The 17,126-nt window shown below is 73.2% G+C and carries 13 protein-coding genes; 1 reads left to right on the top strand and 12 read right to left on the bottom strand.

Annotation, left to right across the window (positions count from 1 at the left end; translation table 11 throughout):
* From G5C65_RS13845 to G5C65_RS13795, 11 genes are all read right to left on the bottom strand, one after another.
* A partial coding sequence (locus G5C65_RS13845) for a UbiA family prenyltransferase (protein ID WP_338146378.1) occupies positions 1–924 on the bottom strand: 924 nt, incomplete at its 3' end.
* On the bottom strand, positions 921–2,054 hold the full coding sequence (locus tag G5C65_RS13840) for an inositol-3-phosphate synthase (RefSeq protein ID WP_165299101.1): 1,134 nt from the start codon (positions 2,052–2,054) through the stop codon (positions 921–923). The genes G5C65_RS13845 and G5C65_RS13840, both read right to left, overlap by 4 nt.
* 144 nt (positions 2,055–2,198) lie before the next feature.
* Complete coding sequence (locus G5C65_RS13835) at positions 2,199–3,587, bottom strand: ThuA domain-containing protein (protein WP_420903310.1); 1,389 nt, start codon at positions 3,585–3,587, stop codon at positions 2,199–2,201.
* On the bottom strand, positions 3,584–6,070 hold the full coding sequence (locus G5C65_RS13830; RefSeq protein WP_338146377.1) for a PQQ-dependent sugar dehydrogenase: 2,487 nt from the start codon (positions 6,068–6,070) through the stop codon (positions 3,584–3,586). The genes G5C65_RS13835 and G5C65_RS13830 overlap by 4 nt, the downstream gene beginning before the upstream one ends.
* 118 nt (positions 6,071–6,188) lie before the next feature.
* Positions 6,189–7,187, bottom strand: a complete 999-nt coding sequence (locus G5C65_RS13825; protein WP_165299099.1) for a TIM barrel protein — start codon at positions 7,185–7,187, stop codon at positions 6,189–6,191.
* A 9-nt stretch (positions 7,188–7,196) separates the two neighbouring features.
* Positions 7,197–8,414 (bottom strand): Gfo/Idh/MocA family protein, encoded by a 1,218-nt coding sequence (locus G5C65_RS13820; protein WP_165299098.1) that lies wholly within the window; start codon positions 8,412–8,414, stop codon positions 7,197–7,199.
* A gap of 118 nt (positions 8,415–8,532) precedes the next feature.
* Complete coding sequence (locus G5C65_RS13815; RefSeq protein WP_206441759.1) at positions 8,533–9,552, bottom strand: substrate-binding domain-containing protein; 1,020 nt, start codon at positions 9,550–9,552, stop codon at positions 8,533–8,535.
* A 38-nt stretch (positions 9,553–9,590) separates the two neighbouring features.
* Positions 9,591–10,598, bottom strand: a complete 1,008-nt coding sequence (locus tag G5C65_RS13810) for an ABC transporter permease (protein ID WP_165299096.1) — start codon at positions 10,596–10,598, stop codon at positions 9,591–9,593.
* Between the two features lie 118 nt (positions 10,599–10,716).
* Complete coding sequence (locus G5C65_RS13805; protein WP_165299095.1) at positions 10,717–12,219, bottom strand: sugar ABC transporter ATP-binding protein; 1,503 nt, start codon at positions 12,217–12,219, stop codon at positions 10,717–10,719.
* A gap of 94 nt (positions 12,220–12,313) precedes the next feature.
* Positions 12,314–13,495, bottom strand: a complete 1,182-nt coding sequence (locus G5C65_RS13800; RefSeq protein WP_165299094.1) for an ROK family transcriptional regulator — start codon at positions 13,493–13,495, stop codon at positions 12,314–12,316.
* A 177-nt stretch (positions 13,496–13,672) separates the two neighbouring features.
* Positions 13,673–15,508 (bottom strand): AMP-dependent synthetase/ligase, encoded by a 1,836-nt coding sequence (locus G5C65_RS13795; RefSeq protein WP_165299093.1) that lies wholly within the window; start codon positions 15,506–15,508, stop codon positions 13,673–13,675.
* Between the two features lie 249 nt (positions 15,509–15,757).
* Between G5C65_RS13795 and G5C65_RS13790 the strand changes: the two genes are divergently transcribed.
* Positions 15,758–16,786: a bile acid:sodium symporter family protein gene (locus G5C65_RS13790; RefSeq protein WP_165299103.1), complete on the top strand. Its 1,029-nt coding sequence runs from the start codon at positions 15,758–15,760 to the stop codon at positions 16,784–16,786.
* On the opposite strand, the gene G5C65_RS13785 is transcribed toward G5C65_RS13790, so the two are convergent.
* Positions 16,778–17,126, bottom strand: a 349-nt coding sequence (locus tag G5C65_RS13785; RefSeq protein ID WP_206441758.1) for a formate dehydrogenase accessory sulfurtransferase FdhD, incomplete at its 5' end; no start/stop codon positions are given. The two genes, G5C65_RS13790 and G5C65_RS13785, sit on opposite strands and share 9 nt — an antisense overlap.

The following is a 17,126-nucleotide window of genomic DNA, read 5'->3' as shown; positions in this document are numbered from 1 at the left end:
CACCAACCCCCTCGCCGCGGTCGCGGCGTAGGCGGCCGCGGCGAGGGGGTTGGTGCGGGCGGTGAGGGTGGTGACTGCGGCGACCGTGCCGAGAGCGGCGAGCGGGGCGCGGGGAGTGCCGCCCTGGGCCTCGTCGCGCGAGACGAGGGTCACCGCGTAGGTGTGCGCGGCCAGGGTGAGGGCGGCCCCGAGCGCGCCCCCGGGGCGGTGCGCCGGGCCATGACCTGCGGATCCTGGTCCTGCGGGTCTTGGTCCTGCGGATCTTGGTCCTGCGGGTCTTGCTGGGTCGGGGCTGCCCCTTTCGGCGCGTCGCAGTCTGCGGCTGCTCTGCAGCTGATCGCGCCCCGCGGCGAAGCCGCTCATGGGCAGGGCCCCGCGCCCCTCCGGGCACCAGCTGCTCGCCGCGAACCCTTGTGCGCCGCAAGGGGCGGGGCGCTCGCCGGAGGCGGGGCGCTCCGCGCTCCGGGGGGCCGCCGTGGCGCCCAGCAGGAGGTCGAGGGCGCGGGCCGTCGCCATCGCCGCGGGGCCCGCCGGGGTGTGCTTCAGCCGCAGGTCGTACGCCCAGACCGTGGCCGCCAGCGCGGTGGCGCAGGTCAGCGCCGGGCGGCCGGCCCGCGCCGCCAGGGCGAGGCCGGCGGCGGTGAGTCCCGTGGCCGCCGCGAGGGCGGCCGGCGGGGCGATGCGGCCGGACGGCAGCGGGCGCTCCGGGCGCTCCACGGCGTCCGTGTCCCGGTCGGCCCAGTCGTTGAGGGCCATGCCCGCCTCGTACAGGCACAGCGAGGACGCCGCCGCCAGCACCGTCCCCCGGTGCGGGGCGCGGCCCGCTGCGGCGGCGCCGGCCAGCGCGTCCCCGGGCACCGTGCACACCGCCGGGACGCGCAGCAGTTCGGCCCAGGCCGCCGCGTACGCCGCACCCCGGCTCACGCGCGGACCTCCGGGGCGAGCCGGTCCGCCAGCCCGCGCAGCGCGCGCCACTGGTCGGACAGCGCGCCGGGGCCGCTGTCCGGGTCCTTGAAGTAGAAGCCGAGGCCGTCCACAGGCCCGGTCAGGCCCGCCTCGTGGGCGCGGGCCAGCAGCCGGGCGAGGTCCAGGACGAGCGGCGCGGCGAGCGCCGAGTCGCAGCCCTGCCAGATCGTCTGGAGGACCATGCGGGAGCCGAGGAAGCCGTCGAACGCGATGTGGTCCCAGGCGGTCTTCCAGTCGCCCAGCGCCGGCACGTCGTCGATGTGCACCTCGCCGTCGGGGGCTTCGCCGAGGGTGTCGGCGAGGACCCGGGCCTTGCCCGCGTTCTTGGCCGCCGCCGCGGCCGGGTCGGCGAGGGCCGCGCCGTCCCCGCCGCCCAGCAGGTTGGTGCCGGACCACGCCCGTACGGCCAGCGCGCGCTGCGCGAACATCGGGGCGAGGACGGAGCGCAGGAGGGTCTGCCCGGTCTTGCCGTCCTGCCCGGCGTGCGGGACGGCCGCGGTGCGGGCCGCCTCGGCGAGGCGCGGGTGGCGCAGCCCGGTGGAGGGGGTGAAGTTGACGTACGGACAGCCGGCGCGGAGCGCGGCGGCCGCGTAGCGGGAGCTGGCCGGGAGCGGGTCCTCGGCGGTGAGCGGCCGGGCGGGGGCCGGTTCGGTGCTGGCGACGTTGACGACGACGGTGCGGGCGAGTCCGCGGCGGCGGGTGAAGTCGGTCAGGTCCCGGGCGAGCGCTTCGACGGCCTCGTCCTCCGGCCGGGGGTCGTGGGGGCCGCTGGGCCCGCCCGGACGGATCTCCGCGTCGGCGGCGGCCAGCTCGGCGCGGACGGCGGTGGGGAGGCCGTGCGGCAGCACGCCGGCCTCGGCGAGCGTCTCGGCGCGCTTGGGCAGCGGGCAGGGGACGGTGTCGTGGCCGCCGATGACGAAGGTGTCCAGGGGTGGGAGTGCGGCGTTCGCGAAGGGGGCGGTTTCGGTGACCATGCCGGTGGGGTTGTGCAGGCCGGCGGCCAGGGCCGCCGCGCCCGCGATGGTGGTGGTCGCTACGGAGCCCCTGGCTCCGATCAGCCAGAGTCCGGTGTGGGTGGTGCCGTTCACGCTTCCTCCCTGTGTGTTCGGGGCGCCCCGGCGCGGTGCGCGGAGGGGCGGAGCCGGCGTACCCCGCCCCTCCGCGCTCGCCCGCCGACCGGGCCCCCTCGGACCGGACGCGGGCGGTTCCTGGGCGTCCGAGGAGCGGCCTCGCTACCGGTGCCCCTCCTCTCGGTCTTCCCCTCGGCTTCCTGGCAGTTCCTTCAGGCGTACGTTGCGGAACTCGACCTCGTCGTCCTCGCCGTGGTTCTGGAGGCCGATGTATCCGTCTCTCAGGCTGCGCTGCGGATCGGTGTTGGTGAAGTCGTTGATGAGCCTCCCGTTGAGGAAGATGCGCAGACGCTCGCCCTCGACACGGAGTTCGAAGGTGTTCCACTCCCCCGGCGGGTTGAGCGCCTTGTCGCGCTGGGCCAGGTCGGCGGACTGGAAGCCGTAGACGGCCCCGGTGGTGCGGTCGGGCGCGTCGGTCGCGTCGATCTGGACCTCGTAGCCGTTGTCGACGGCCGACCAGGGGTCGTCGCCGGCGGGGAAGCCGACGAAGACGCCGGAGTTGTCGTCGCCGTCCTCGCTCGCCATCCGCCAGTCGAGCTTCAGCGTGTACGCGCCCAGCTTCTGCCGCTCGTACCAGAGCAGGCCCATGCCGCCGCGCGTGGTCAGGGTGCCCTCGCCGGTCTCCTCGAAGGAGCCGGGCCCCGCCTGCTTCCAGCCGTCGAGGCCGGTCGTGGCGTCGTAGACCGGGGTGTAGCCGCGCTCGGGCCGGCAGTCGGCGCGGGCCGCTCCGGTCGCGTAGCGGATGCCGCCCAGCAGGTGGCGGCGGAAGGCGCCGTCGGCGAACGACTCCTTGGTGTGGCCGCCCCCGGTGTAGAACGCGCGTCCGCCGTCGTACTCCTGGCACCAGGCGATGGGGTGGTCCCCGCCCATGGTGCCGCCCTCGTAGGAGTCCTCGTCGAGGGTGGCGAGGACGCGGGCGTGCGGGCGTGGGCTGGAGCGGTAGTTATACCACTCGTCGGTTCGCTCCCACTCCGTCCCCAGGTGCGAGGTGGCCGGATGGGCGCGGTCGGCGACCCGGACGGTGGCGGGCTGGATGTGCGGGTGGGAGTCGAAGTACGCGCCCGCGAGCCCGCCGTACCAGGGCCAGTCGTACTCGGTGTCGGCGGCGGCGTGTACGCCGACGTATCCGCCGCCGCCCTGGATGTAGCCCTCGAACGCGGCCTGCTGCCGCTCGTCGAGGACGTCGCCGGTGGTGGAGAGGAAGACCACCGCGTCGTACGCGGCCAGCCGCTCCGGGGTGAACGCGGCGGCGTCCTCCGTGGCGTCCACCCCGAAGCCGTGCTCGGCGCCGAGGTCGTGGACCGCGGCGACGCCGTCGGGGATGGAGTCGTGCCGGAAGCCCGCGGTCTTGGAGAACACCAGGACCTGGGGGTCCTCCTGACCGCCGGAGCCGCCGGGCGGGCGGTCGGCGGCCTGGCCGGGAAGCGCCACGGCTCCCGCCAGCAGCGCCGCCACGGCGACGGCGGCCATGCGTCCGTGTCTCATTCTCATCCCTCCTTCCCCTCTCCTCCTGTGGTCACCGTGAAGCTGTCGAGGTCGAGGAGCGCGCCGTCGCCGCCGGTGACGACCAGATAGAGCTCGCTCGTCCCGGAGGGCGGGTCGGTGAGCGCCGTGCCGGCCTCGGCCCAGTCGGCGCCCGCGGCGGCCTGCGCGGTGCCCAGCAGCCGGCCGTCCGGCGCGCCCGCGCGGACCTCCACGGCCGCGTCGGTCGCCTCGGCCGCCGCCTTGACCCGCGCCGTGAGCCGGGTGACGTCGCTCAGCTCGTAGGGCGTGAACGAGATCCACTGGCCGTCGCCGAGGCCGGTGACGGCCTTGCCGCCCTCGGCGCCGTCCGCGCCGCCCGCCGCGACGCCTTCGGCCGCGGTGCTGAAGTGCTCGGCCTGCCGGTGCCGGGGCTGCAGCTTGCTCTGGTCGTGGCTGGTGAGCGGGGGCTGGCCGCCCCCGCCGCCGTCGGTGTACTGGGCGTCGAAGATGCCGAAGATGTCGGCGTTGGGGTCGTGGTCGCCGTCCGACTGGGTCTTGATGGTGCCCTCGCAGCCCTTCGCCGAGGTCAGCGGGTGGCCGTGGGTGTCGTGGCCGAGGATGTAGTTCACCTCGACCCGGGAGCAGTCGATCTCGGAGTCCTCCGGGTCGGTGACCTTCACCTTGAAGGGCACCTCGTCGCCGAACCCGAAGGGCTGCCCGTCGGCGGGCAGCTCCAGCTCGACGGTCGGCGCGGTGTTGCCGACGGTGATGCGCACGCTGGCGCTGCCGGTGCGGCCCGAGGGGTCCTCGGCGGTGAGCGTGCCGGTGTAGGTGCCGTTCTCCTGGTAGGTGTGGGTGGGGTCGGCCTCGTCCGAGGTGGTGCCGTCGCCGAAGTCCCAGCGCAGGGTGAGGTCGTCGCCGTCGGCGTCGCTGGTGCCGGCCGAGGAGAAGGAGACCTGGAGCGGGGACTGGCCGCTGGTCACATCGGCCTCGGCGGCGGCGAGCGGGGTGTGTCCCTCGGTGGCGTTCTCGATCCGGTAGAGGGCGGAGTTCTCGTCCCCGGCGAAGTAGCCGGTGCCGTAGTCGAGGACGTAGAGCGCGCCGTCGGGCCCGAACTCCATGTCCATGACCTGCGTGCCCTCCCAGGGGAAGTCGTTGATCGCGCCGACCCCGCCGTCGCCCGTCTGCTCGATACGCTTGATCCACTTGCGGCCGAACTCCCCTGCGAAGAAGTCCCCGTCGTACTCCTCGGGAAACTTCACGACCGAGTCCAGCTTGTCGTCGTAGCGGTAGACCGGGCCGCCCATGGGCGACTCGGAGCCGTCGCCGAACTCCGGCACGGAGGGGCCGTCGTACGGGATCCAGGCGGGCTGGGCCGGGGGCAGCCGGGTCAGCCCGGTGTTGTGCGGGGACTCGTTGCGCGGCGCGGAGCAGTCGAACTTCTCGCCGGACTCGCCCGTGGCGAAGTCGTAGTCCGTGTAGGCGTCGTTCTTGCCGGTGCAGTACGGCCAGCCGTAGTTGCCCGGACGGGTGACGCGGTCGAACTCGACCTGCCCGGAGGGGCCCCTGGCGGGGTCGGCGGCCCCGGCGTCCGGCCCGTAGTCGCCGACGTAGATGGTGCCGGTCGGCTTGTCGACGGTCATCCGGAAGGGGTTGCGGAAGCCCATGGCGTAGATCTCGGGCCGGGTCTTCGCGGTGCCGGGCTTGAAGAGGTTGCCGTGCGGGATCCGGTACGAGCCGTCCTTCCTGACCTTGATCCGCAGGATCTTGCCGCGCAGGTCGTTGGTGTTGGCGGCGGAGCGCTGCGCGTCGAAGGCGGGGTTGCGCTCGGCGCGCTCGTCGATGGGGGTGTAGCCCTCGGACTGGAAGGGGTTGGTGTCGTCCCCGGTCGACAGCAGCAGATTGCCCTTGGCGTCGAACGCGATGTCGCCGCCGACGTGGCAGCAGGTGCCGCGGCTGGCCGGAACGTCGAGGATCTTCTGCTCGCTCGCCTTGTCGAGGGTGCCGTCCTTCTTCAGCACGAAGCGGGAGAGCCGGTTGACGCCGTCGAACTCCTCGAAGTCCTCCGGGGTGCCGCTGTCGGGCGCGTCGCCGTCCGGGGTGTCCAGCTCGGGCGCGTAGTAGAGGTAGACGAAGCGGTTCTTGGTGAAGCGCGGATCGACGCCGACGCCCTGCAGGCCCTCCTCGTCGTGGTCGTAGACCGGGATCTCGCCGGCGACCCTGGTGCTGCCGGCCGGGTCCGTGAGCCGGACGGTGCCGTCGCGGGAAGTGTGCAGGACGGAGCGGTCGGGCAGCACGGCGAGCGTCATGGGCTCGCCGGTCTCCTCCACCCCCTTGGCGAGGGTGACCTGCTGGAAAGCGGTGTCCTCCCCGGACGGGGTGCTGTGCGGGGAGGGCGCGGCCTGCGTGGCCGGTGCGCCGAGGGCCAGGGTGCCCCCGGCGAACAGGGCCGTGGCGAGGGCGGCGCATCGGGTGCGGAGCCTGCTGCGGGGTGATGATCTGCTGTGCACGCGTCTCCTCCTGGGAAGGGAAGGGCCGGCGCGCGCCGTCGCGCCCGTACCGGGGGCCCGTGGAGGGGGGGCGGCCCGTGATCCGGTACACGTCACTTTCTCGGTGGGGTCGAGCGGATCAGTTTCCGAAGGCCGCGTCGAACGAGGTCTCCGGGGGGTCGTAGTCGTATGCCTTCAGCCGCTGGAGCGCCTCCGGCGCGCCGGAGAGCCGGTCCATGCCCGCGTCCTCCCACTCCACCGACACCGGGCCCGCGTAGCCGATGGCCCGGAGCATGCGGAAGACGTCCTCCCACTGCACATCGCCGTGGCCGGCCGAGACGAAGTCCCAGCCGCGGCGCGGATCGCCCCAGGGCAGGTGGGAGCCCAGCCGGCCGTTCCGGCCGTCCAGCCGCTTGCGTGCCTCCTTGCAGTCGACGTGGTAGATGCGGTCCCGGTAGTCGTAGAGGAACCCGGCGGGATCCAGGTCCTGCCACACGAAATGGCTCGGGTCGAAGTTCAGGCCGAACGCGGGGCGCCGCCCCACCGCGTCCAGCGCGCGCTGCGTCGTCCAGTAGTCGTAGGCGATCTCGCTGGGGTGCACCTCGTGTGCGAAGCGCACGCCCTCCGCGTCGAACACGTCCAGGATCGGGTTCCAGCGCTCGGCGAAGTCCGCGTAGCCGCGCTCGATCATCGCGGGCGGCACCGGCGGGAACATCGCCACCAGATGCCAGATGGACGACCCGGTGAAGCCGATGACGGTGCGCACGCCGAGCGCCGCCGCGGCGCGCGCGGTGTCCTTCAGCTCCGCCGCCGCCCGTTGCCGTACGCCCTCCGGGTCGCCGTCGCCCCAGATGCGGGGGGCGACGATGGCCTGGTGGCGCTCGTCGATGGGACTGTCGCAGACGGCCTGCCCGGTGAGGTGGTTGGAGACGGCCCAGCACTCCAGGCCGTACTTCTCCAGCAGCCGGCGCCTCCCGGCCACGTAGTCCGGCTCGGCCAGCGCCCGGTCCACCTCGAAGTGGTCTCCCCAGCAGGCGAGTTCCAGTCCGTCGTAGCCGAAGTCGCGGGCCAGCCGGCAGACCTCCTCCAGCGGCAGGTCGGCCCACTGGCCGGTGAAGAGGGTGAACTTGCGTGCCACGGTGGCCTCCTAGGGCAGGGGGACGGGCGTGTAGACGCTGTTCTTCGCCGCGCTGTCCTCCACCGCCGCCAGCACCCGCTGCACCTGGAGCCCGTCGGCGAACGAGGGCTCAGGGTCGGTCCCGGCGGCGATGGCCCGGAGCAGATCGCGGGCCTGATGGACGAAGGTGTGTTCGTATCCGAGTCCGTGGCCCGGCGGCCACCACGCCTCAAGATACGGATGATCGTGCTCCGTGACGAGGATCCGGCGGAACCCGGACTCGGCCGCGTCGGCCGTTTGGTCGTGGTACTCCAGTTCGTTCAGCCGCTCCAGATCGAAGGCCAGCGAGCCCAGGGTGCCGTTCAGCTCGACCCGCAGCGCGTTCTTCCGTCCGGCGGCGACCCTGCTGACCTCGAATGACGCCAGCGCCCCGGAGGCGAGCCGGCCGGTGAACAGCGCCGCGTCGTCCACGGTGACGGCGCCGGTCCGGATATCGGCTCCGGACCCGCCGGAGCCGCCGGACGCGCCGGACCCGCCGGGCAGCGGGCGCTCGCGGACGAACGTCTCGGTCTGCGCGGAGACGCCGGTCAGCGGCGCGTCGGCGAGGTGCTGGGCGAGGTCGACGGCGTGCGCGCCCAGGTCCCCCAGCGCGCCGGAGCCCGCCAGCTCCCGGCGCAGCCGCCAGGCGAGCGGGAAGTCCGGGTCCACCAGCCAGTCCTGGAGATAGCTGATCCGCACATGCCGCAGGGTGCCGATGCGGCCCTGGGCCACCATCCGGCGGGCCAGCGCCAGTGCGGGCGTACGGCGGTAGTTGAAGCCGACCATGGCCAGCTGCCCGCGCTCCCGCGCCGCGCGCGCCGCCTCGGCCATGGCCTCGGCCTCGGCGACCGAGTTGGCCAGCGGCTTCTCGCACAGCACATGCTTGCCGGCCTCCAGCGCGGCGACGGCGATCTCGGCGTGGCTGTCTCCCGGGGTGCAGATGTCGACGAGCTGGACGTCGTCGCGGGCGATCAGCTCCCGCCAGTCGGTCTCGGCCGCCGCCCAGCCCAGCTTGCCGGCCGCGGCGCGCACGGCGTCCGGGTCGCGGCCGCAGACGGCGGCCATGGCGGGGCTGAGCGGCAGGTCGAAGACCCGGCTGACGGTGCGCCAGCCCTGGGAGTGTGCCTGGCCCATGAACGCGTATCCGACCATGCCCACACCCAGGGGCGGCGCGGTGGCGGGCGCGGGCGTGGTGGTGTCGTTCGACATGGAGCTCCTCCCTGTCGGGGGTGTCAGGGGTATCCGGTGGAATCCGGTGAATCCGGCGCGGTGGGGCGGCCGGAGCAGCGGTACGGCCGGCCGGTGGGGCGGCCGGCGCGCGGGCGCGTCAGGTGAAGCCGATCGGGAGGTACTCGTCGACGTTCTCCTTGGTGACGACGGCCGAGTAGAGGGTGATCGACGCGGGGATCTCGAACTCCGCCATGCCGCCCACCCCCTTGCCCTGGCCCAGGGCGCGGGCCAGGTCGATGGCGGAGGCGGCCATGGTGGGCGGGTAGAGCACGGTCGCCTTGAGCACGCCCTTGTCGCCCTTGATGGTCTCCATGACGCGCTTGGACCCCGCGCCGCCGACCATCAGGAACTCGTCCCGGCCGGCCTGCTTGATGGCGCGCTCGGCGCCCACGCCCTGGTCGTCGTCGTGGTTCCACAGCGCGTCGAAGCCGGACTGGGCGCGCAGCAGCTGCGCCATCTTCTCCTGCCCGGACTCGACGGTGAACTCGGCGGCCTGCCGGGCGACCTTCTTGATGTTGGGGTAGTTCTTGAGGGCGTCGTCGAAGCCCTGGGTGCGCTGCCGGGTGAGTTCGAGGTTGTCCTGCCCGGCCAGTTCGACGACCTTGGCGCCCTTCTTGTCCTTGAGCTGCTCGCCGATGAACCGGCCGGCGTTGAGGCCCATGCCGTAGTTGTCGCCGCCGATCCAGCAGCGGTACGCCTGCGCCGAGTCGAAGATCCGGTCGAGGTTGACCACCGGGATCCCGGCGCGCATGGCCTTCAGGCCGACCTGGGTGAGCGCCTTCCCGTCGGCGGGCAGCACCACGAGCACATCCACCTTCTTGTTGATCAGCGTCTCGATCTGGCCGATCTGGGTGGCGTTGTCGTTGGAGCCCTCGGTGGCCTCCAGGGTGACGTCCTCGTACTTCTTGGCGCGGGCCTTGGCCTGCTGGGTGATGGCGTTCAGCCAGCCGTGGTCGGCCTGCGGCCCGGCGAAGCCGACGGTGACCTTCTTGCCGGGCTTGTCGTCGGCCACGCCCGCCTGGTCGGCGGAGGTGTTCTCGCCGCCGTCGTCGCTGTCGTTGCTGGTGCATCCGGCGGCGAGGAGCGCGGCGGAGGCGGCGGCGGTGCCGAAGAGCATGGATCTGCGGCTGGTTGCCGATGGCCGGCGAATGTCTGTCATGGCGTGAATCGACCCTTCTGGACCAGGACTGCGGCGACGATGATCGCGCCCTTGGCGATCTGCTGGACGTCGGTCTGGAGGTTGTTGAGGGCGAACAGGTTGGTGATCGTCGTGAACACCAGGACCCCGAGGACGGAGCCGAGGATGGTGCCCCGGCCGCCGCTGAGCAGCGTGCCGCCGATGATCGCGGCGGCGATGGCGTCGAGTTCGTAGAGGTTGCCGTTGGTGTTCTGGCCGGAGCCGGTGAGGATGATCAGCAGGAACGCGGCGATGCCGCAGCACAGCCCGGAGAGCAGATACAGCAGCAGCCGCTGCCGCTTCACGGCGATCCCGGCCAGCCGGGACGCCTCCGGGTTGCCGCCGACGGCGACGGTGCGGCGGCCGAACGTCGTCCGGTTGAGCACCAGCCAGCCCAGGACGCCGACGCCGAGGAACACCAGCACGATCGGCGGGACGCCGAGCACATACGAGTCGGGGACCCCCAGGTCCAGCACCGACTGCACGGTGACGACCTGGGTCTTGCCGTCGCTGATCTGCAGCGCCAGGCCGCGCGCCGAGGCGAGCATGGCGAGGGTGGCGATGAACGGCACCATCGGCCCGTACGCGATCAGCAGCCCGTTCACCAGCCCGCAGCCGAGGCCGACGAGGAGACTGCACAGCAGCATGCCGGCGAGGCCGTACTCCTGGGTGGCCACGGTCGTCGCCCACACCGAGGCGAGCGCGACGATCGCTCCCACGGACAGATCGATGCCGCCGCCGATGATGACGAACGTGACGCCGACGGTGACCACGCCGATGACGGACGCCTGGGTGAGGATGAGCCGGAAGTTGTCGGTGGCGAGGAACTCGTCGGGCTTGGTGATCGCGCCGACGACCACCAGGGCGAGCAGGACGCCGAGGAGGGAGAGGTGCCGTACGTCGATCCGTATCCGGCGTCCGGCCGGGCCCTGCTTCGCCGCCGACGGGGTCTCGGCTTCCGGGGCCACACTGGTGGGTGGGGTCATCTGGGGTCACCTCGGAGAAGTTCGGGGACGCGCCCCGACGGGGCGCGGCGCGTGGTCCACAGCGGCTTCGCCTCGGGGCACCGGACGGCGGCGCGTGGCGGCCTCCGCAACGACTCCCTCACGCCGGTCCCCCCTCCATCACGAGATCCAGCACCCGGTGCTCGTCCAGCTCGCGGGACGGCGCCCGGTGCACCACCGCGCCCTCCCTCAGCACCAGCACGCGGTCGGCGAGACCGAGCACCTCCGGCACCTCGCTGGAGACGAGCAGCACGCACACCCCGGAGTCCGCGAGCCGCCGGATCACGGCGTACAGCTCGGCCCGCGCCCCGACGTCCACGCCCCGCGTCGGCTCGTCCAGCAGCAGCACCCGGCACTCCCGCAGCAGCCAGCGCGCCAGCACCACCTTCTGCTGGTTGCCGCCGGAGAAGGTGCTCACCTGCCGCTCCGGTTCGTCCGGGGCCAGCGCCAGCTCCCGGGTGCGCGCCCGCGCCCGGTCCCGCTCCCGCACCCGGTCCAGCCAGCCGCCGCGGGAGAACCGGGGCAGCGAGGAGACGGAGACGTTCCGGGTCACGGACTCCAGCATCAGCAGGGCCTGCGACTTGCGCTCCTCGGGCGCGAGCCCGATCCCCGCGCGGACGGCCGCGGGGATGTCGCCGGGCCGCACCGGTCTGTCGTCCACCAGGACGCGCCCCGCGCTGGGCCGGCGCGCCCCGTAGATGGTCTCCAGGATCTCGGAGCGGCCGGAGCCGACGAGCCCGGCGAGCCCGACGATCTCGCCGGGCCGCACCTCAAGGTCCAGCGGCGCGAACTCGCCCGCGCGGGCGAGCCCCTCGACGCGCAGTACGGAGGGGCCCGCGGCGTCCCGCGCGGACCGCTCGGGGAAGGCGTGCTGCGTGTCGCGGCCGGTCATCAGGGCCACGACCTCGTCGGTGGGGGTCGTCCGCGCGGGCAGATCACGGGCGGCGACGCGGCCGTCCTTCAGGACGGAGACGCGGTCGCCGATGCGGCGGATCTCCTCCAGGCGGTGCGAGATGTAGACCACGGCGACACCGTCGGCCGTCAGGTCCCGGACGATACGGAAGAGGTTGTCGACCTCGTCCGGGTCGAGTGCGGCGGACGGCTCGTCCATAATGATCATGCGCACGTCATGCGAGAGAGCGCGGGCCATCGAGACGATCTGCGCGCCCGCCGCGGACAGCCGGCTGATCAGCGTGCCGGGGTCGATCTCGGGGTGCCCGAGCCGGGCGAGCAGCTCGGCGGTCCGGGCGCGGGCCTCGCGCGGGCGTATCACCCCGCGCGAGGCCACCTCGTGGCCGAGGAAGACGTTCTCGGTGACGGACACGTGCTCGACCAGGTCGAGCTCCTGGTAGATGGTGGCGATCCCGAGCCGCATCGCGGAGACGGGGGTCGGCAGCCGGACGGGCTCGCCCTGCCAGGTGATCTCGCCGCCGTCCGGCTGGTGGGCGCCGGAGAGCACCTTGATGAGCGTGGACTTCCCGGCGCCGTTCTGCCCGAGCAGGCAGTGCACCTCCCCCGGCTCCACATCGAGGTCGACGCCGTCGAGCGCCCGGACTCCGGGAAACGACTTGGTAATTCCGGACATGGTGAGCAATGGAGCCATGGCGGACCTCCGTCCAGGGCCGTATGCCGTTGCTGCGGGTGGCGCTGTGCTGTCAGGCGGGGCGGTCGGGCGGGGCGGTCGGGCGGCAGTGCGCTCAGGCGGGTGAGAACAGGTGGTCGCTGGTGAGCCGGGCGGCGCCGGTCACCCCGGCGACCTGGCCCAACTCGCCCAGCACGATGGGGAGGTTGCCGGTCGCCAGGGGCAGCGACTGGCGGTAGACCTGGGTGCGGATGCTGGCGAGCAGGGTGTGGCCGAGCCCGGTCACCCCGCCGCCGATCACCACCAGGCCGGGGTTGAAGAAGCTGACGAGGCCCGCGATGACCTGTCCGACGCGGGAGCCGCCGTCCCTGATGAGGTCGAGCGAGGTGCCGTCGCCCGCCGAGGCCGCGACGGCGACGTCGGCGGCGGTGAGCCGCCCCTCGGCGGCGAGCCGGCGGGCCAGCTCGGCGGAGCGGCCCTCGCCCGCCGCCTCCTCGGCGTCGCGGGCGAGCGCGGCGCCGCCGAAGTACGCCTCCAGACAGCCCCGGTTGCCGCAGGCGCACTGGCGGCCGTCCGGCTCGACCTGGATATGGCCGACGTCGCCCGCGCTGCCCGTGGTGCCCCGGTGCACCTCGCCGCCCGCGACGATGCCGCAGCCGATACCGGTGCCGATCTTGACGCAGAAGAAGTCCTGCACGGAGCGGGCGACGCCGGCCTGCATCTCGCCCATGGCCATGAGGTTGACGTCGTTGTCGACCATCACCGGGCAGCCGAGCTCCTGGCTGAGCGCCTCCCGCACCGGGAAGCCATCCCAGCCGGGCATGATCGGCGGCGCCACCGGCACCCCCTCGGGGAACCGCACCGGGCCCGGCACCCCGATCCCGGCGCCGTCGAACGCCTCCGCGACGCCGGTCTCGCGGAGCTTGCCGACCATCGCCAGCACCTGGTCGAAGACGGCGACCGGCCCCTCCCGCACATCCATGGGCTGGTTGAGATGGCCCAGGATCTCCAGTTCGGGGTTGGTCACCGCGACGTCGATCGAGGTGGCCCCGATGTCGACGCCGAGAAAGCGGAGCCGGGGCGCGAGCCGGATGTTGTGCGAACGGCGCCCGCCGCGCGAGGCGGCCAGCCCGTCCGCGACCACGAGCCCGGTCTCCAGCAGCCGGTCGACCTCGACCGCCAGCTTGGACCGCGACAGATCCACCCGGTCGCCCAGCTCGGCGCGGGAGCGCGGGCCGCCGTCGCGCAGCAGGCGGAGCAGGCGCGCCTGGTGCGTGTTCGCGGGCCGTGCCGTCATGCGCCTCACCGCTACCCCTCCAGCCGCTGCATCGGCAGTACTTTTTGTCGAGCCCGGGATTTCACGGGGAACATAGCAGCGGCCCCCGGGAGGGGGAAGAAGTTGTGCACGATTCAGCGCGACTTTTTCCAGTACGAGGACAAAGCCGTCCTTGAGAGCACCGGCCCCCGAGAGCCGCTAGCCGGAAGACTCCGCGTACAGGGCCTCGATCTCGCGCGCGTACGCCCGCTCGATCGCCTTGCGCCGCAGCTTCAGGGACGGGGTCACCAGCCCGTGCTCCTCGCTGAACGGCGCCGCCAGGATCCGGAACGTACGGATCGACTCGGCCTGCGACACCTGGGTGTTGGCCGCCACCACCGCGCGGCGGATCTCGCCCTCCAGGTCCGGGTCGCGCAGCAGCTCCGCCGGCTCCAGCGGGGGCTTGTCCCGCATGGCCAGCCAGTGCTGTACGGCGTCGGGGTCCAGGGTGATCAGCGCCGAGACGTACGGCCGGTCGTTGCCCAGCGCCAGGCACTGGCCGACCAGCGGGTGCCGGCGCACCCGCTCCTCCAGCAGCGCGGGTGACACGCTCTTGCCGCCGGAGGTCACCAGGATCTCCTTCTTGCGCCCGGTGATGGTCAGACAGCCGTCGGCGTCCAGCGCGCCCAGATCGCCGGTGGCGAGCCAGCCGTCGCGCAGGACCTCCCCCGTGGCGCGCGCGTTGTTGAGGTAGCCGGAGAAGATCTGCCCGCCGCGCAGCCAGATCTCGCCGTCGTCGGCGATCCGCACCGTCGTGCCGGGCACCGGGACGCCCACGGTGCCGAAGCGGACCCGCTCCGGCGGATTGGCGACGGCCGCCGCCGTGGACTCGGTCAGCCCGTAGCCCTCGAAGATCCGCACCCCGGCGCCGTCGAAGAACAGCCCGAGGCGGCGCTCCATCGCCGAGCCGCCGGACATGGCGTGCCGGCAGCGTCCGCCCAGCGCCTCCCGGACCTTGCTGTAGACGAGCTTGTCGTAGAGCTGGTGCTGCACCCGCAGCGCCGCGCCGGGGCCCGGCCCGGTGGCGAAGGACTTGTGCTCCATCGCCTCCGCGTAGCGCACCGCCACGTCCACGGCCTTCTCGAACGGCTCCAGCCGGCCCTCCCGTTCGGCCCTGCCGCGGGCCGCCTGGAAGATCTTCTCGAAGAGGTGCGGCACGGCCTGGATGAACGTCGGCCGGAAGGCCGCCATATCGGGCAGCAGCGCGCTCGCCGACATATCGGGCTGGTGCCCCAGCGTGACCCTGCCGCGTACGGCGGCGATCTGCACCATCCGCCCGAAGACATGGGCGAGCGGGAGGAACAGCAGCAGCGCGGCCTGCTCGCCGGGGCGCGCGCCGAAGACGGTGTCGTACTTGCCCACGATGTTGTCGGTCTCGGCCATGAAGTTGGCGTGGGTGATCACGCAGCCCTTGGGGCGGCCGGTGGTGCCGGAGGTGTAGATGACGGTGGCGACGGTGTCCGGGGTGAGCGCGTACCGGTGCCGCTGCACCACCTGGTCCTCGATGTGCGCCCCGGCCTCCCGCAGTTCGCCGAGCGCGTCCGCGTCCAGCTGCCACAGCCGGGTGAGCCGGGGCAGCTGGCCGATGACGGAGCCGACGGTCATCGCGTGGTCCTCGTGCTCGACCACGGCCGCCGTCACCCCGGCGTCGTACAGCATCCAGGCGACCTGCTCGGCGGACGAGGTGGGGTAGACCGGGACGGGCTGCGCGCCGATCGACCACAGCGCGAAGTCCAGGAGCGTCCACTCGTAGCGGGTACGGGACATGATCGCGACGCGGTCGCCGAACCGCACGCCCTGCGCCAGCAGTCCCTTCGCCAGCGCCAGCACCTCGTCCCGGAACTCGCCCGCCGTCACATCCCGCCAGACGCCCGCCGCGTCCTTGCGGGCGAGCGCGGTACGCGCCGGGTCCTGGTCGGCATTCCCGAACACGGTGTCGGCCAGCCCGCCCACCTGGGGCTCTGTCGCCACGGCCGGGACGGTGAACTCGCGCAAGGGACCTACTCCTCGACGTGCACGCGGTGCCGTGTGCCCCGCTTCCGGCGCGGAGCACGGCGCGTGCGACCGTACCGAATACCGGGCCCGCGCGGCAGGAGATCCACCCAGGTCAGTCCGTTTGTTGCGGGGCACGCCAGAGATCTGCACCGAACCTCCTTGAGGGGGGCGGTCGGCGCACACCGCGCGGGGCCCAGGACAATGGACGGAATGGTGATTCCGCTCCGCGAGAGGAAACAGAGCGTCCCCATGCGCCGTCTGGCCCGCTTCGTCGACCCGTACATCCTGCTGCTGCTCGGCACCGTGCTGCTCGCCGTCCTGCTGCCCGCCTCGGGCGGTACGGCCGACGGCTTCCGCTGGGCCACCAGGGCGGCCGTCGGGCTGATCTTCTTCCTCTACGGCGCCCGCCTGTCCACCGGCGAGGCGCTGGACGGGCTGCGCCACTGGCGGCTGCACCTGGCGGTGGTGGGCTGCACCTTCGCCGTCTTCCCGCTGCTGGGCCTGGCCTCGCGCGGACTCGTCCCGTACGTCCTCACACCGCAGCTCCAGGACGGGCTGCTCTTCCTGTGCCTCGTGCCCTCCACCGTCCAGTCGTCCATCGCCTTCACCTCGATCGCGCGGGGCAACGTGCCCGCCGCCATCTGCGCGGGCACCTACTCCAGCCTCCTGGGCATGGTGGCCACCCCGCTGCTCGCGGCCTGGCTCATCGGCGGCGAGGCGGCGCTGTCGGCCGGCGGGCTGGCCGGGATCGGCGGCCAGCTCCTTGCGCCCTTCGTCGCGGGGCAACTGCTGCGCCGCTGGCTGGGCGGGTTCCTGGCGCGGCACAAGCGGATCCTCAGCTTCGTGGACCGGGGCTCGGTGCTGCTCGTCGTCTACACCGCGTTCAGCGAGGGCATGACGGAGGGCGTGTGGAGCGCCGTCAGCCCCGGGCGGCTCGGCGCCCTGGTGGGCGTGGAGGCCGTGCTGCTGGCCGTGATGCTCACGCTGACCTGGTACGGCACGCGCCGGCTGGGCTTCGTACGGGAGGACCGGATCACGATCACGTTCGCGGGGTCGAAGAAGTCCCTGGCGGCCGGGCTGCCGATGGCCGCCGTGCTGTTCGGCGCGCAGGCGAGCCTGGCCGTGCTGCCGCTGATGCTCTTCCACCAGATGCAGCTGATGGTGGGCGCGGTGCTCGCCCGCCGCTGGGGCTCCGCGGTGCGTACGGCTGCCGCGGAGAGCGAGCCGCCGCTCGCGGCCCGCCGCAGCCCGCAGCTGAGTGCGCCGGAATCACACTGAGCGGTCCAGGGCCAGCCGGTCCGCGCCCGCGTACACGTTCATCGACGTGCCCCGCAGGAAGCCGACCAGGGTCAGGCCAGTCTCCTCCGCCAGGTCGACCGCGAGGGAGGAGGGCGCGGAGACGGCGGCCAGCACCGGGATCCCGGCCATCACCGCCTTCTGCACCAGTTCGAACGAGGCCCGCCCGGAGACCATCAGCACCGCATCCCGCAGCGGCAGCGCCGCACGCTGGAGCGCACGGCCTATCACCTTGTCCACCGCGTTGTGCCGGCCCACGTCCTCCCGCACATCCAGCAGCTCCCCCTCCGCCGAGAACAGCCCGGCCGCGTGCAGCCCGCCC

It is taken from the genome of Streptomyces boncukensis, from assembly GCF_011045075.1.
Taxonomy (GTDB): domain Bacteria; phylum Actinomycetota; class Actinomycetes; order Streptomycetales; family Streptomycetaceae; genus Streptomyces; species Streptomyces boncukensis.
Note: the sequence above shows the minus strand (reverse complement) of the source record. Positions and strands in the feature narration are given on the sequence as shown.